This window comes from Hymenobacter sp. J193, from assembly GCF_024700075.1.
Lineage (GTDB): Bacteria > Bacteroidota > Bacteroidia > Cytophagales > Hymenobacteraceae > Hymenobacter.
In genome coordinates, this window is sequence record NZ_JAJONE010000001.1 from 4,820,529 (window position 1) to 4,835,863 (window position 15,335).

The 15,335-nt window shown below is 59.7% G+C and carries 16 protein-coding genes; 8 read left to right on the plus strand and 8 right to left on the minus strand.

Features of this window, described 5'->3' with window-relative positions:
• The first annotated feature begins 141 nt into the window (after window positions 1-141).
• Complete coding sequence (locus tag LRS06_RS21155; protein WP_257869593.1) at window positions 142-1,380, plus strand: metallophosphoesterase; 1,239 nt, start codon at window positions 142-144, stop codon at window positions 1,378-1,380.
• Here the strand turns inward: LRS06_RS21155 and LRS06_RS21160 are convergent.
• Window positions 1,307-2,227 carry a diacylglycerol kinase family protein gene (locus LRS06_RS21160; protein WP_257869594.1) on the minus strand — a complete coding sequence of 307 codons (921 nt, stop codon included), beginning with the start codon at window positions 2,225-2,227 and terminating at the stop codon, window positions 1,307-1,309. The two genes, LRS06_RS21155 and LRS06_RS21160, sit on opposite strands and share 74 nt — an antisense overlap.
• Window positions 2,228-2,318: 91 nt before the next feature.
• Window positions 2,319-3,131 carry a M48 family metallopeptidase gene (locus tag LRS06_RS21165; RefSeq protein ID WP_257869595.1) on the minus strand — a complete coding sequence of 271 codons (813 nt, stop codon included), beginning with the start codon at window positions 3,129-3,131 and terminating at the stop codon, window positions 2,319-2,321.
• A gap of 216 nt (window positions 3,132-3,347) precedes the next feature.
• Here LRS06_RS21165 and LRS06_RS21170 point away from each other — a divergent pair, with 216 nt between their 5' ends.
• Window positions 3,348-3,542, plus strand: a complete 195-nt coding sequence (locus tag LRS06_RS21170) for a hypothetical protein (protein ID WP_257869596.1) — start codon at window positions 3,348-3,350, stop codon at window positions 3,540-3,542.
• Between the two features lie 101 nt (window positions 3,543-3,643).
• Here the strand turns inward: LRS06_RS21170 and LRS06_RS21175 are convergent, their stop codons facing one another.
• The gene (locus tag LRS06_RS21175) at window positions 3,644-4,447 is read right to left on the minus strand and encodes a murein L,D-transpeptidase catalytic domain family protein (protein ID WP_257869597.1); all 804 of its coding nucleotides are present in this window, start codon (window positions 4,445-4,447) and stop codon (window positions 3,644-3,646) included.
• 125 nt (window positions 4,448-4,572) lie between these two features.
• On the opposite strand from LRS06_RS21175, the gene LRS06_RS21180 reads away from it, so the two are divergent.
• Window positions 4,573-4,950: a hypothetical protein gene (locus LRS06_RS21180; RefSeq protein WP_257873335.1), complete on the plus strand. Its 378-nt coding sequence runs from the start codon at window positions 4,573-4,575 to the stop codon at window positions 4,948-4,950.
• Between the two features lie 11 nt (window positions 4,951-4,961).
• Here LRS06_RS21180 and LRS06_RS21185 read toward each other — a convergent pair whose 3' ends face one another.
• On the minus strand, window positions 4,962-5,369 hold the full coding sequence (locus LRS06_RS21185) for a hypothetical protein (RefSeq protein ID WP_257869599.1): 408 nt from the start codon (window positions 5,367-5,369) through the stop codon (window positions 4,962-4,964).
• 251 nt (window positions 5,370-5,620) lie between these two features.
• Window positions 5,621-6,091 carry a DUF4199 domain-containing protein gene (locus tag LRS06_RS21190; RefSeq protein ID WP_257869600.1) on the minus strand — a complete coding sequence of 157 codons (471 nt, stop codon included), beginning with the start codon at window positions 6,089-6,091 and terminating at the stop codon, window positions 5,621-5,623.
• Between the two features lie 278 nt (window positions 6,092-6,369).
• Between LRS06_RS21190 and LRS06_RS21195 the strand changes: the two genes are divergently transcribed.
• Window positions 6,370-7,992 carry an ABC-F family ATP-binding cassette domain-containing protein gene (locus tag LRS06_RS21195; protein WP_257873336.1) on the plus strand — a complete coding sequence of 541 codons (1,623 nt, stop codon included), beginning with the start codon at window positions 6,370-6,372 and terminating at the stop codon, window positions 7,990-7,992.
• 77 nt (window positions 7,993-8,069) lie between these two features.
• The gene (locus tag LRS06_RS21200; RefSeq protein ID WP_257869601.1) at window positions 8,070-8,759 is read left to right on the plus strand and encodes a hypothetical protein; all 690 of its coding nucleotides are present in this window, start codon (window positions 8,070-8,072) and stop codon (window positions 8,757-8,759) included.
• 73 nt (window positions 8,760-8,832) lie between these two features.
• On the opposite strand, the gene LRS06_RS21205 is transcribed toward LRS06_RS21200, so the two are convergent.
• Complete coding sequence (locus tag LRS06_RS21205; protein ID WP_196955657.1) at window positions 8,833-9,000, minus strand: lmo0937 family membrane protein; 168 nt, start codon at window positions 8,998-9,000, stop codon at window positions 8,833-8,835.
• 342 nt (window positions 9,001-9,342) lie between these two features.
• Between LRS06_RS21205 and LRS06_RS21210 the strand changes: the two genes are divergently transcribed.
• Together LRS06_RS21210 and msrA are read left to right on the plus strand one after the other, a co-directional pair.
• Window positions 9,343-10,233, plus strand: coding sequence for a 3-hydroxyacyl-CoA dehydrogenase family protein (locus LRS06_RS21210; RefSeq protein ID WP_257869602.1), 891 nt, complete (start codon window positions 9,343-9,345; stop codon window positions 10,231-10,233).
• A gap of 246 nt (window positions 10,234-10,479) precedes the next feature.
• A complete protein-coding gene (gene msrA, locus LRS06_RS21215; protein ID WP_257873337.1) occupies window positions 10,480-11,016 on the plus strand; it encodes a peptide-methionine (S)-S-oxide reductase MsrA in 537 nt (178 codons plus the stop codon).
• A 267-nt stretch (window positions 11,017-11,283) separates the two neighbouring features.
• Here msrA and LRS06_RS21220 read toward each other — a convergent pair whose 3' ends face one another.
• Both LRS06_RS21220 and LRS06_RS21225 read right to left on the minus strand, forming a co-directional pair.
• A complete protein-coding gene (locus LRS06_RS21220; protein ID WP_257869603.1) occupies window positions 11,284-12,747 on the minus strand; it encodes an IS1182 family transposase in 1,464 nt (487 codons plus the stop codon).
• 388 nt (window positions 12,748-13,135) lie between these two features.
• Window positions 13,136-13,951, minus strand: a complete 816-nt coding sequence (locus LRS06_RS21225) for a 2,3,4,5-tetrahydropyridine-2,6-dicarboxylate N-succinyltransferase (protein WP_257869604.1) — start codon at window positions 13,949-13,951, stop codon at window positions 13,136-13,138.
• A 168-nt stretch (window positions 13,952-14,119) separates the two neighbouring features.
• Between LRS06_RS21225 and LRS06_RS21230 the strand changes: the two genes are divergently transcribed.
• A complete protein-coding gene (locus LRS06_RS21230) occupies window positions 14,120-15,268 on the plus strand; it encodes a glycosyltransferase (RefSeq protein WP_257869605.1) in 1,149 nt (382 codons plus the stop codon).
• Window positions 15,269-15,335: the final 67 nt, after the last annotated feature.

A 15,335-nucleotide genomic window follows, 5' to 3' on the forward strand; every position in this document is an offset into this window, starting at 1 on the left:
GGTGAGTAACTAAAGATTCAGCTCAAGCTGCGTCGGCTAAAAACAATGTGCCGGCCGAGGGTTGTACTAACTAATGATGAGCCAATAGCTATCAGCCATAGAAGCCCGTATAAACGCCGGTATACATAGCTGGTTCTGCACGTGACTTCGGGGCTTTTGATTATCGGGTATGTGGCAGCGGCTATGGTGGCGCTGCTTAGCGTGTGGCTTCTGGTGCGGCACACGCAGGAACGGCGCTGGCGGAGGCGCGTGTGGGTGGCTCCCGCCTATGGCCGCTGGCCCGACGCTACGCCCCCGCCAGCTGCTACCCGCCGCTACCAGCTGGCCCTCATCGGCGACACCGGTGCCGTGGCTACCACCGGCCCCGACCCGGTGCTGACGCTGCTGCAGGATTGGCAGCAGGCTGCCGGAGAAGCCAGTGCCACCGTGTTGCTTGGTGATAATGTGTACCCTACCGGTATTCCGCCGCAGGGCGCTGCCGGCCGCCCGGCTGCCGAGCGGCGCCTGCTCACGCAGCTGCAGTCTTTTGAGAGCTATGCCGGCCAGGTTATCTACCTCAGTGGCAACCACGACTGGAATAAGGGGCGCCCCAACGGGCTGGAATACGTGTTGCGGCAACAGCAATTGGTACAAGAGCATCTGCCCGCCGCCCACTTCCTGCCCGCCGACGGCCTTCCCGGCCCCGTGACGCTGCAGCTGGCGCCCGGCATTCTGCTGGTGGTCCTGAATACCCAGTGGTGGGTGCAGCAGGGACAGCGCCCCTCGGCTACGGCCGGCAGCACGCCTTTTCAGGACTTGCTGCAGGTTTTGCGGGCCAACCAGCACCAGCAGATCATTGTGGCCGGGCATCATCCTCTGTATTCCAATGCCATCCACGGTGGCAAGTTCACGGCCCGGCAGCACATGTTTCCGCTCACCACGGTGCATAAGAAAGCGTACCTGCCGCTACCCGTTATTGGCTCCCTGCTGCCCGTGTACCGCAAGCTGGTGGGAGCCGCCGAGGACATGGCCCACCCCCGCTACCGCCACCTGCGGCGCCGCCTGCTGCGCGTACTGCACCAGTTCCCCAACCTTATCTACGCCGCCGGCCACGACCACAACCTGCAGTATTTTCAGCAGCAGGGCAGCCATTATCTGGTTAGCGGGGCGGGCAGCAAAACGGCTTTTGTGCAGCACGGCGGGCGCGCCGCTTTCGTACACGAGCACAAGGGCTTTTTCGTGCTCGATTTTTACCCGAACGACGAGGTATGGCTGCGCACGTTGGAACCCGGCAACCCGCTTGGCACCGACGTATTCCGCTGGCAACTTAGCCAGCCGGTGCGGGTAGCGGCACCAGCACCCGCAGGCTCGCAGGCAGCATCTGAATATCGAGGGGCATAGGCAGCTCCAGCGGCTCCCCGTCCACCTGCACCAACGCTTGCTCTTGGCCCACAATATGAATGCGGGCGTGCCGGCAGCACAGGCGGCGGGTATAGAGGGATTCGTCGAACCCTTCGGTGTAGAGGCGGTACAATATGCCGGGGGCAGCCGTGCCCGGAAATGGTTCGATCAGACACAGCTCAAACTCCCCGTCATCCAGCTGGCCGGCAGGGTTGATGACTACGTTGCTGCCAAAGGTGTTGGCGTTGGCCACGGTGAGCATAAAGGCTGCCCCTTCGAAGGTTTCCCGGTCGGTTTCGATGCGGTACACGGCGGGCTCGTAGTCCAGGTATTCCTGCATGGCAATGCGTACATAGGCCCCCGGCCCCCGCGTGTCCCCCGCAGCAAAGCGTTCCACAATCAGGGCGTTGAAGCCCAGATCGGCCAGGTGCGCCGAAAAGTGTCCGCCCACCCGCAACGTGTCGATGGTGCGCACAGTGTGCTGCCAGATAAGCGGCAGCGCCTCCTCCAGGTTCTGCCCGATGCCCAGATCTTTCGACAAGCCATTGCCCGAGCCCAGCGGCAGAATGCCCAGCGGCGTTTCGGTGCCTGTCAATGCTTCCCCTACAAGGTTCACGGTGCCGTCGCCGCCCGCCGCAAATACCGCCTCGGCGGGCTCTTGCCGCAGGTGCTGGCGCAGCCGGGCCAGGTCGTCGCTGCCGGAAGTATGGAAAAACGTGGCGGTGCGGCCGTGCTCCCGGCAATAGTCCTGAATACGTTCTTCCAGCCCTTCCTTGTCGATGTCGCCCGAAATAGGGTTTAGCACGAAGAGCAGATTACGCAGCAAAAGCGACTTGGAAAAAGGCATGCGGGAGATTAAAGTGACGAAAGTTGAGGATACAAAAACTGCTGGCCGGCAGCGAGCCAGCCAGCAGTGATACCAGCGCTTGGGCGAATAGTTAGGGCTTCAGGCCGGCCGGAATGCCATTGGGAAAGCGCGTCTGGATTTCCTGCTGAATTTCCTGGGTACGGTTGCCGGGGTTCGGGTGCGTCTGCAGAAACTCCGGGCCGCTGCCTTTGCCGCCGCTTTGCTCCAGCACCTGCATCACCTGTAGCAGGGCCCGGGGGTCGTACCCGGCATCGGATACATAGTCGACGCCCACGCGGTCGGCTTCCAGCTCGTCTTCGCGGCTGAAGCGCAACGACACCACTTTGGCCACGGCAGCAGCTATAGCGGCATTGGCAATGGAGCCGCCGGGACGTTCGGAGTCGTAAGCGGCAATACCAGCGGCACCAGCCAGGCCCTGCGTGAGCTGCGACTTGGCCAGCTGCTCGGCTGAGTGCCGCTGAATCACGTGTCCGATTTCGTGGGCCAGTACGCCGGCCACCTGGCCTTCGGATTTAAGCTGCTTCACCAGCCCCGCTGTCACGAACACCTGCCCGCCGGGCAGCGCAAACGCATTGATGGTCTGGTCATCAGCCAGCAAATGAAAGTCGAACTTGTAGGGGGAACGAACGGCCGGGGAACCCTGGATAATGGCATTGCCAATCCGGTCGATGGTGTTTTGGGCTTCCTGGTCGGGGTACAAACCGCCGTACTGCTGGGCCATTTCGGGGGCCGCCTGCAAACCCAGGGCAATTTCCTGGTCGGTGGTCATATTCACGTGCTGCGTTTCACCGGTGACGGGGTTCGTCTGGCGGTTGCAGTAGTAGGTAATCAGTGAAAAGCCCCCGACAATCAGGGCGATGAGGTAGCGTAGGTTGCCGCGCATTATGGAGGGAGAATAGGGGCGTGGGAGAGAGAAGCGCCGCTGGCCCGCAGGCCAGGGTTTGCAGTGTAACGCGTAGGCGTAAGCAGGGTTGCAGTGGCTGTGGGCCGGCCGCTTGTCACCTTACGGCCGCGTTTTGCGTAGAGGGCGCGGGACGCCCCTGGGGGCAAACCACATTATACTCCTCTCCTCTTTTCTTCCCTGTCTTCTTCCGAACACATGAATCAGAAACGCACTTTTGGCGCCATCCTCACTATTCTTGGCATTGTAGGCATCATCTACGGGGCGCTGGGCTTCATGCAGGTTGCCGGGGTGACGCTGGGCAAAATGAACTCCATCGTACCCTTCGTAGTCGGACTGATTTTCTTCTTTGCCGGCATCAACCTGGTAAAAGCGACCGGCGACCGGTCCTGATGAAGTAACCGGCTGCGTACTTACTCATACCACAAAGGCCCTTCGGATACTGAATCCGAAGGGCCTTTGTTATGCTTCTGCACTTGGTTTTGGCACATACATCAGCCCACTACCTGCAGGCCTTTGGCCCGCGCAAAGCCGTACAGAGCCGAGTCCAGGGTCAGCCAGGCCGAAGCATAAGAAACGTTTTGCGGAGCGTGCGCAAACACCACTGAGCCCGCCTGAATGGCACGAATAATCCGCGGCGCCTCAGTTACGGGCAGGGCCGGGCAGCCCTGGCTGCGTCCCAGCCGACCGTGCTGACGCACAAAGGCCTCACTCACGTAATCGGCGCCGTGGACCACTACGGCCCGGTCGGCGGCGTGGGAGTTGTAGTCGTCGTCCATCCCGTGCAGCTTTAGCGACAGGCCGTGCTTGCCAGTGTATGGCTGGCCCGTTACGTAAAAGCCCAGGCTGCTCATCTCGGAGCCGTTGCGGTTAGAAAATGTCCGGGCAAGATCTTCACCGGTGTTTTTGCCGTGCGCTACCAGCGTGTGGTGCAACAGCCGGTTCTGGCGCACGTCAATTACCCACAGACGCTTCTGGCGGCTGGGCAGGTTGAAATCGATGATGGTGAGGGGCGCGCCGGCAGCAGCGGAGCCGTGCTGCTGCAGATTGTAGTAGCCCAGCAGCGCCTTGCGGTATACATCAGGCCGCAGACCGGTAAGGGAAAGGCGGGCGGCCGTGTAGGTGCGCAATACTTCCTGCTCAAACGCCGTCTGGTAGAATGCGCGCTGCACTTCACTAAGCTGTACGCTGCGTGGATTGCCGCCCGCCCGAGGCGGGGCGGCCACAGCGGCTTCTGCTCCCAGCACACTTATCACTCCCAGCATCAGCCCACTAACCCTGCGCAACAGTCCTTTCATACGCTTCATTCTGGTTGCTCCTAAACTACTGCCACCGGCCCTGCAAGGCTGGTACTACTGCCAAATTAGTAGTTTTACGGCGTGCTCCCAACGCCCTGCCCTTCGCCCTGGTTCCGTATGCAAGTTTGTCGCGCCGTTTTTTTGCTTCGGCTTTGCTGCTAGCTGGCTGCAGCCACCAAGCGGCCTCCCTGCCGGGCTTCGAGGCAGCTACCTGGCGCTCAGACCCGTACGCCTGCAACGACACGCGCGCCAGCCAGTTGACGGTGCTCCAGAAAAACCGCGAAGCGCTGTACGGCGTCCACACCGATGCCATTGACAAGCTCCTGGGTCGGCCCGATGAAGTAGAGCTTTCGGCCCAGACTGAGAAGGTGTACATCTATTATCTGCGGCCGGGCGCGCAGTGTGAGGCTGGACACCCCCGGTCACAGGCAGCCAAACTAAGCTTGCGTTTCGACCCGCTGGGGTTAGTTTCGGAAGTGCTACTGCCGGTAGCGCACCAGTAAGTTCGCGGAGACTAGCCTCGGGTGTCTTCGCTGATAGTAGCTGGCTCTCCGGAAGCCGGATAACTGGCCTGCAGCAGCTGCTCTACCTGGGCGGGCCGCAGAATCTTGCGGCATTCCTGCTCATAGTACGTGTCCAAGGCCTGGCTTTGGAGACGCAGCTGCTCCGGGTCGCCCCCGTAGTGCCATTGCAGCTCATCCTGGCGGGCTACCATGGTGAGGTAAAGCACATGCATGCGCACCTGCTGGGCTTGCGTGAGATGGAGGCTCTGGCTTAGGTCGCGGGTGATGACGCGGCTGCGTACGGCCGTGCGCACGGATGCCAGCGGGCAAGGTAGTTCCACCACCTGGTCGCCGGCCTGGGCCGCTGCGGGAGCCAGTGAAACAAAGCTCAACAGAAGCGTTAGTAAAGTGCGTGTCATAGCCGGGTAGTGTATACAAAGAAGCTGCAGGATGCGCAGACTGGTTTATGAATACCGTAGAAACCGGCCGTTACACGGGTTTCGTTCCTTCAAGTTATAACTTATTTTCAATAAATAGAAGATAAAATACTATTAAAATATATAGCCGTTACGTTCGCCTGTGCCTTATCCTATAAAACGGTAGTCGTACAAAAGCCCGCTCCATACGCCACTGGCTTTTGAAACAGGCTTTCCTGCTGTTTTTTTGCCATCTACTCCACTCCCTGCATGGGCATGTGGTCGGGGCTTTTGAAGTATTGCATTGCTACCAGAGAGATGATAACGCCCGACATAGCGCCCTGCAGCAGAATGGCCAGAAAGCAGATGGTTATCGACAGATCTGCCCCGAATAGGTCGGTGGTGCGTAGCTGCTCTACCAGGCCGGGGTTGAGAACAGCATAGGCCAGGAAAAAGAACCCAAATGCCACCGAAGCCACAATGGCCGTGATGATGCCTGTGCCGAATCCGTGCAGGTAGGGCATCCGGTCGTGGCGGTAGCGCCGGTAGCGGGCAATGGCCAGGCAGATGCCTACGGCCAGTATTACCACGTTGAGGTAGCTCAGCTCCACGCGGCCAGTGAGGCCCAGCAGGCCAGCTACCAGAAAATAGAGAACCATGCCAGCGGCCGTCAGCAAGCCATAGCGGACGCCGTTGTTTTCGGGGGTGATGCGTAAATCAGCCATAACAAAAAGAGCAGTGAAAAGTGAAAATGGGCCCATCGGAACTCCCGCAGACCGCTGTCTTGTTCAGTACCAGCTGGTTGCCGGCCTGTTCAACGTCTATACGCAGCCCGCCGCCTGGGTAGTTGTGCCGGCCGGTAGTTTTCTGTGGGCTACCCCGCCGAGGCGCTTTCCGGCCGGCTAAATGCCCCCTAGCGCACGGAGGCCCAGGCATTTTTCCTTACTTTTGCGCGCCGCTGGGCCGGTAGGCTTTCCTGCGCATTCGACCTTCTTGCCTTTTTATGATCAGCACCACCAACGTTAGCTTGCGCTACGGCAAGCGCATCCTGTTCGAAGACGTCACCATCAAGTTTATGCCCGGCAACGTGTACGGCCTCATCGGGGCCAACGGCGCCGGGAAGTCCACGTTCCTGAAGATTCTCTCGGGCGAGATTGAGCCCAATACCGGCGCGGTGGATATGCCCAAGGGTGCCCGCCTCTCGGTGCTCAAGCAGAACCAGTTTGCCTACGACGCCTACCCCGTGCTCCAGACCGTGATTATGGGTCACACGCGCCTTTGGAAGGTGATGGAGGAAAAAGACGCCATCTACGCCAAGGCTGATTTTACGGACGCCGACGGGGAGCGGGCCGCCGAGCTGGAAGGCGAGTTTGCCGACCTCGAAGGCTGGAACGCCGAGTACGAAGCCGCCGAGCTGCTGTCCGGCCTGGGCATTGGCGAAGACAAGCATCACACCCTGATGAGCGACCTGGGCACCTCCGACAAAGTGCGGGTGCTGCTGGCCCAGGCCCTGTTTGGCAACCCCGACGTGCTGCTGCTGGACGAACCCACCAACGGCCTCGACGCCGAAACCGTGCTGTGGCTGGAGAACTTCCTCGACTCGTTCCAGAACACGGTGATTGTGGTTAGCCACGACCGTCACTTCCTGGATGCCGTGTGTAACTACATGGCCGACCTGGACTTCTCCAAAATCACGATGTACCCCGGCAACTACTCGTTTTGGTACGAGAGCAGCCAGCTGGTTTTGCGCCAGCGTCAGGAAGTAAACAAGAAAACTGAAGACAAGCGCAAGGAGCTGGAAGAGTTTGTGCGCCGCTTCTCGGCCAACGCCTCCAAATCCAAGCAGGCTACCTCGCGCCAGAAGCTGCTGCAGAAGCTCACCCTGGAGGAAATCAAGCCCAGCTCGCGCAAGTACCCCTACATTGCCTTCAAGCCCGAGCGCGAAGCCGGCAACCAGCTGCTGGCGGTAGACAACCTGAGCGCCTCGGTGGATGGGCAGGTGATTTTCAAGAACGTGTCGTTTGCGCTTGATAAGAAGGACAAGGTGGCCATCATCAGCCGCGACGACCGGGCCGCTTCCCTCCTGTTCGACATCCTGTTTGAGCAGGCCAAGCCCGAGTCCGGCTCGTTTAAGTGGGGCACCACCATCACGCCCAGCTACTTTCCCAAGGAAAACGAGGCGTTCTTCGATACTGATCTGAACCTGGTGGACTGGCTGCGGCAGTATAGCACCGAGAAGGACGAGTCGTTTATCCGGGGCTTCCTGGGCCGCATGCTGTTCTCAGGCGAGGAGTCGCAGAAGAAAAGCAACGTGCTGAGCGGGGGCGAAAAGGTGCGCTGCATGCTTTCCAAGATTATGATGGAAAGCGGCAACGTGCTGGTGCTCGACGACCCCACGAACCACCTCGACCTGGAAAGCATTACGGCCCTCAACAACTCCCTGCAGGAGTTCAACGGCACGCTCATCTTCGCCTCCCACGACTTGCAGGTAGTGGAAACCGTGGCCAACCGCATCATTGAACTCACGCCCACCGGCATCATCGACCGGCGCATGCATTACGAGGAGTACCTGGCCGACGAGAACATCAAAACTCAGCGCCAGCGCATGTACCAACTTGTATCGTAGGCGCGTTGTAGCCCCGCTATGAAACAACTCCTGCTTTTGCTTTCCCTCGGGGGGCCAGCCTGTGGCTGGCCCCGGCCGTGCGCGCCCAAACCACCGACAGCACCCAGACGGCCAAGCCCGAGCTGAACACGGCCCCACCGGCCCCGACCCGGCAGCCTGCTACACCCGCCCCGGTGTATACGCCCGCTGAGCCCACGCCGCGTGCCTCCGAGGACATACCGGCTCCGCAGCCTGGCACCCGGCCCGAGGTACAGGCTCCGCAGGTACCCCGTAAGTTTTTTCTGTACTCCAACTTCGGGCTGGGCTATAGTAACTCTGGCGGCTTCGGCAGCCAGTTTAACTTCAGCCTGTCGCCGGCCATTGGCTACCGGGTTTCCGATAGATTTTCCATTGGCCCCGGGGTTAGCTATGCTTACAATAACTACGGCTTGGAGCGTGGCTATGTACAGCAAGGCTTCCCGAAAAACATCAGCACCAACAGCTACGGCGTGAAAGTCTTCGCGCAATATCGGGTCATTGACCAGTTTTTTGCGCACGGCGAGTATGAGGTCACATTTGCCGAAACTACTCCTGAGACTATCTATCTGGGTGGTCCCTACACAGAGAAACACACAGTTTCCACCCCGTTGCTGGGCGCTGGCTACCGCCAGCAGTTTGGTGATAGGGCCGCCGGTGATATTCTACTGCTCTATAACTTCAACGATGGGCTATACAAAGTTTACGGCCAGCCTGTCATTCGTTTCTGCTTTCTGTTCGACCTGAAATAGCACTCTTTAGCCTATAACAAAAAGGGCTGCTCCGGTATGGAGCAGCCCTTTTTGTTATGAGAAGCCTGAGTATCTACACCCGGCCACCGCGGATTAGGCGCAGCACTACGGCGATGATGGCAATAACCAGCAGGATGTGAATCAGGTTGTTGCCCTGAATGCCCGTGCCCAGAATGCCGAAGAAGCCGAGGGCCCAGATGATGATCAGGATGACGGCAATGATATACAGCAGATTACCCATGGTGGTGAAGGTGAAATGTGGTTGGAAATTGGAGAGGAGAGAAACCACCACCCTACTGCCAGATTTTGTTTAAACAAAAACGCTGGTAAGGTGATTTGCGGTTTTGTACGGGGGTATTTGGAAAAGGATATAAATCGATAGGAAAATTCTTAGCCGGCCGGCTGCCGCACCTAGGGAAACTGATTGGCGTTGCCAGAGTTGACAGCAGTTTTTTCTTTCCCTTGGCTTGCCCACCAGGCGTGACCCGGGCGCAGGATGGTAGTTGACCCCGCCGGATTTCCGGCTAGCTTTGCGGGCGTGGACCGTTAGTGGCCCGCGCTTCCCACCCAACCTGTTTTTCGTATGCAACATGTAGCCGTTATTGGCTCGGGCACCATGGGCAATGGCATTGCCCACGTTTTTGCCCAACACGGGTTTCCCGTGGCGCTTATCGACATCAATCAATCGGCGCTCGACCGGGCCCTGGCCACCATTGGCAAAAACCTCGAGCGGCAGGTAGCTAAAGGCACCTTATCGGAAGCCGACAAGGGCGCCACGTTGGGCCGCATCACGACCTATACCAGCTTGGCTGAGGGCGTAGCCCAGGCCGATGTGGTGGTAGAAGCCGCCACCGAAAACGTGGAATTGAAGCTCAACATCTTCCGGGAGCTGGACCAGCACGCTCCGGCCGGCGCCATTCTGGCCTCTAATACGTCTTCTATTTCCATCACCAAAATTGCGGCCGTCACCAAGCGCCCCGCCCAGGTGATTGGCATGCACTTTATGAACCCCGTACCGGTGATGAAGCTGGTGGAGGTCATTCGCGGCTACGCTACGTCAGATGAAGTAACGACCCGGGTGATGGACCTCTCGCGGCAGCTGGGCAAAACGCCCACGGAGGTAAACGATTACCCCGGCTTCGTGGCCAACCGCATTCTGATGCCCATGATCAACGAGGCCATCATTACCTTGTTTGAGGGCGTGGCCGGCGTAGAGGAAATCGACACGGTCATGAAGCTGGGCATGGCCCACCCCATGGGCCCCCTGCAGTTGGCCGATTTCATTGGGCTGGACGTGTGCCTGGCTATTCTGCGGGTGCTGCACGAGGGCCTCGGCAACCCCAAGTACGCCCCCTGCCCCCTGTTGGTAAACATGGTAATGGCCGGCCGGCTAGGTGTGAAATCGGGTGAAGGCTTCTACGCCTGGACGCCGGGCTCCAAAGACCTGGTAGTAGCCGAACGGTTTCGCCGGTAAGCAGCTATCCGCCCACTGGCCCTCACGGCTATTAGGCGGGACTTGCAGCAAATCATGAAGTGCCTGTCGAGTTGTCGGCAGGCACTTTTGCGTTCCTGGAAGCCGCTGGCTGATTAGCCGGCACGATCTGCCGCCGGTATGTAAGCGTCGGCCGGCTGGCCAGTGGGTAGCTTTCCGGTGAAACCTTCGGAGGCTGAATACGCTTATAGTGTATCCTTTTTCAGTGTAATTCTCTTTCCTAGCTACATGGAACAAGCCACGTTTGGCGGCGGCTGCTTTTGGTGCACCGAAGCCGTATTTCAGAATCTCAAGGGTGTGCAGAAAGTTGTGTCGGGCTACACCGGCGGACGCATTGCTAACCCTACCTATAAGGAAGTGTGCAGCGGCCTCACGGGCCACAACGAGGTTATTCAAATCACCTTCGACCCGGCCGTTATCAGCTACGAGGAGCTGCTGGAAATCTTCTGGAAAACCCACGACCCTACCACCCTCAACCAGCAAGGCAACGACGTGGGCACCCAGTACCGCTCGGGCATCTACACCCAAAACGAGGAGCAGCAGCACCTGGCCGAAGCCTACAAGCAGAAGCTCACCGCCGCCAACGCCTTCAACGGCCCCATCACCACCGAAATCCTGCCCCTGAAGGTGTTCTACCCCGCCGAGAACTACCACCAGAACTACTACAACCTGAACGGCTCCCAGCCCTACTGCCAGTTTGTGGTGAAAAGCAAAGTAGATAAAGTAAAGACCGTGTTCGGGGATAAATTACGCGAGGCGGTATAAGCCGGCCCTCTTTTTTACAACAAAAAAAAGCCCGCTTAATCAGCGGGCTTTTTTTATTCTGGTAGCACTGGTCTTAGCAACTGATGCATAGCGGCCAATTGAGCTTCTGACCATCCTGTCCAATCGTATTCAATAAAGAAATGCTCATCCCCATCGTATAGTAATGACCCTCGTGGCTGTTGCAGAACTCGTTTCGTTCGGCTCTTTTTCCAGCCCGTTACTGTGCGAGTTTCCATCTGTGCGTCAAGGTCGGGCAGTTGAGCTATACTAGCGCCTGGCAGCGGCCAGTAATGGCTGTGGCAGGGCCATGGTCAGGCTCACTTGCCGGTTGGGCCGGTACTTAAGCAGCTTTTTCAGGTTGTAGGCTACGGCCGTGAGCAGCATCGTCTTGTGGGCTCCGGCCTGGCCGCGCACGTTCATCCGGCGTAGGCCGTAGTGATGGAGCAGATTCCCGAAGACGGGCTCCACCGTGCCCTGGCGCACCCGGCGCATGTGTTGGCCCCGGCGGCTTTGCTGGCGCTGCCAGGCCCGGCGGTACGGCTCGTCGTAGAGCGTGCGGGTGAGCTGCTTGCGCTTGGCCCCGGGCACGCAGGTGGGCTTGAGCGGGCACTGCTGGCAGTCCGAGCAGGTGGCCCAGTAGATCTTCAGCCCGGTGCCGTCAGCCGAGGTGTCGTACTTACGAAACGAGAGGACCTTGCCGGCGGCACAGGTGTAGTCATCGGTTGAGGCCCGGTAGGTAAAGCCCTCGATAGCGGCCTTATAGCGGCCAAAAACCGGGATCCAGGCCGTCACCTGCTGGGCTTCGAGCAGGGCGTAGTTGGTGCCGTTGGCGTAGCCCGCATCGGCCAGCAGCTCCTGCATGCGCAGCTGCTGGGACCGTAACCGTTGCTGCAGGCCGGTGAGTAAGCGGGGTAGGTGCAGGCTGTCGCGACTATCGGCGAAATCGGCCTGCACGTGGCTGATCACGCCCTTAGCCGTGTCCACGGCCAGGCTGCAGAGGTAGTTCAGGGCCCGGGCTTTGCCGGGCTTGATGGAGATGCGCGCGTCGGGGTCGGTGGGGCTGTAGTGGGTCTTGTTGCTGAGCAAGCGGGCTTTTTCGTGCTGCGCGCCGGGTACGCTGGAGTGGGTGGCGAGCCGGGCCTGGTGAGCGGCCAGGTTGCGCAGCTGGTGGGCCGGAGCCGTCACCACGGACGCAGCCGGCGCGGTAGCCGCCTCGTCCGTGGCCAGAAAGGGACTTTTGACACCCGTTGTCCTCTTTTCCAGCACCGTTTCCAAGGAAGCATTGGCCTTGACGGGCGCCGAGTCGACGGCCTGCGTGTCGCCGGCGACCAGGCCCCGGGCCACGCACTGGGCAAAGACGTGGTCGAACAGGCGCTCGAAGACCGCGGCCGGAAAGAGCTGCCGCGTGCGGCTCACCGTGGAATGCCAGGGCAATTCCTCGTCCACCTCGTAGCCCAGAAACAACAAGATGTCGAGCCGCAGGGCGCAGTGTTCGACCAGGCGGCGGTCGCTGACCAGGTTTTCCAGCCGGCCCACCAGCACGAGCTTGAAGAACACGACCGGGTCCAAAGAGGGCTGGCCTGTGTGGCTGTACAGCGTCCGGGTCTCGTCGTAGAGAAACGACCAGTCGACGAGCTCGGCCAGCCGGCGGTACAGATTATGGCGCGGCACCCGCTCACTGAGCCGAAAGTGGGTCACCTCTTTGTCGAGAAACGGCTTCTTGCCTTGCATCTTCCCTGTACGAACCCGGGTTCTGCAACAGCCACCCTCCTTTAACCAAACTGCCATGATTCCCACGCTTCATGGTATATGCGCCACGTACCCGTTGATATTCCAGAGTTACTGGCTTACTGCGAAAAAAACTATAATACTGCACAGTACCCGCCGCTCTATTAATCTGGATAACAATTGGTGGGGCCTGTAGCATAAACCGCGCTATATAGCCTGTGTTTATTATTATCAACAGGCTCAGCCAGTTGCTGAGCGGCAAATTCTCTGCGTAACGAATTACGAAAGGCACCGCCGCCAGAATACAGGCCACAACCAAGTTTAGCAGCAGCCAGTTACGAAGTATAGGTTGATAGCGCAGGCGAAATTCCACCATTCTGGCTAGCTAAAGCTAAACACTTACCCCGAAGTCTCTGAGCGCGTCATTCAGGCTGGTTTTCAAATCCGTGCTGGGCTTGCGCTGGCCGATGATGAGGGCGCAGGGCACGTGGTACTCGCCGGCCGCAAACTGCTTGGCGTAGGAGCCCGGAATGACCACGGAGCGGGCCGGCACGTAGCCTTTGTACTCCTTAGGCTCTGCACCCGTCACGTCGATAATTTTGGTACTGCCCGTGATGGTTACGCCCGCCCCGATAACGGCCTCACGGCCCACGCGGCAGCCCTCTACCAGAATGCTGCGCGAACCGATAAAAGCTCCATCCTCAATGATAACCGGCGCGGCCTGCACCGGCTCCAGCACGCCCCCGATGCCTACGCCCCCGCTTAGGTGCACACCGGCCCCAATTTGAGCGCAGGAGCCCACGGTGGCCCAGGTGTCCACCATCGTGCCCTCGCCTACCCAGGCGCCAATGTTCACGTAGCTGGGCATCAGAATGACGCCGGAGGCCAGGTAGGCCCCGTAGCGGGCCACAGCGGGCGGCACCACGCGCACTCCCTGACCGGCGTAGTCGGTCTTGAGCAGCATTTTGTCGCGGAACTCGAAGGGGCCTACTTCCAGGGTTTCCATCTGGCGGATGGGAAAGTAAAGGATGACGGCTTTCTTTACCCAGTCGTTTACCTGCCAGTCATCGCCGCGGGGCTCGGCTACGCGCAGGCGGCCCTTGTCCAGCTCCTCGATGGTGGTGTTGATGGCCTCAACGGTAGCGGATTGCTGGAGCAGGCTCCGGTCGTTCCAGGCAGCTTCTATGGTGGCTTGCAGGTTGGTCATGGTTGGTTTGAATGGTTATCTGGCTGGATGGTTGAATGGCGCTTGGTTGGCAGATTGCGTGGTTATCTGTCTGGATGCTTACAGTGCTGTAAGCATCCAGCAAGTCAACTCTTCTGACAGGTAACTATTCCGTCATTTCGCCCCAAACTTACCATCTTCGTGGTCACTATGCAGCCACCCCGCACGATTTTGCTGGCCTCCGTGCTCAAGCCGCTGGACGATACGCGCATGTACGAGAAGTTTGGTCGCACCCTGGCCCGGCTTCCCCAGGTGCAGGTGCACGTAGCCGGCCGTCAGGCTCCGGCACCGCAACCCAAGCCAGCCAATCTACATACGCACAGTCTGCTGGCCGGCTCCCGTCTGAGTTGGGCGCGGCTGCGGGCGCAGGGGCGCTACTGGCAGCTGCTGCGGCGCCTGCGGCCGGGGCTGGTGGTAGTGCACGCGCCGGAGCTGCTGCCGCTCACGCTGCTGTGGCACTGGCTGGGCAAGGAGCGGCGCTTTGTGTATGATGTGCAGGAGAATTTTGCCCTCAACATCCGCACCCAGCACGTGTACCCAGCCGCGGTACGCGGGCTACTGGCCACCGCCGTGCGGGGGCTGGAAACCCTGGCCGCCACTGCTGCCGAAAAGGTGATTCTGGCGGAGGAAAGCTACGCCGAAGAGCTGCCTTTCGCTACCCCGGCCCGTACCCTCATTCTGGAAAACAAGTACCAGCCCCCCGGCCCCGAGTTGCTGCGCTCTACGCCTGTACATCTGGCGCCGAACCAGCCGCTGGAGCTGCTGTACTCCGGCACTATCTCGGAGCTGAACGGGGTGCTGGCAGCCGTGGAATTTGCGCGGGCCCTGCGGCTGGTTTGGCCGGGCACCCGGCTCACCATCATCGGGTTTTGCCAGCACCCGGCCTTGCTGACCCAGCTGCAGGCGCTGGCCGCCGAATCGGGCGGGGCGGTGGAGCTGGTGGGCGGAGCCGAGCCGGTGCCGCACGGGCGCATTATCCAGGCCATCCGGCGCAGCCATTTGGGCCTGTTGCCCTACCGGGAGCATCCCAGTTTCTGGCGCTGCGTACCCACCAAGCTGTTTGAATACCTGGCCCACGCCCTGCCAGTACTCATCCCTCGTAATCCGCTCTGGCAGCAGTTCATTGCGCAGCATCAAGCCGGACTGGCAGTAGATTTCGCTGACACTTCATCGGCTACTATTGAGCAGGTGAAAAATGACCTGCTGCGGCACGCTTTCTATTCCCAGGGTGTTCCGGCGGAAGTTTTTTGGCACAGCGAAGAGCAAAAGCTTTTGGCGCTACTGGATTCTATCCGGTAACTGCCGACCTTTGCGGCCCGTTTATGCGCCAAGGCAGAAAGTTTTCTAACTTCCGCCCTTTCGCGCT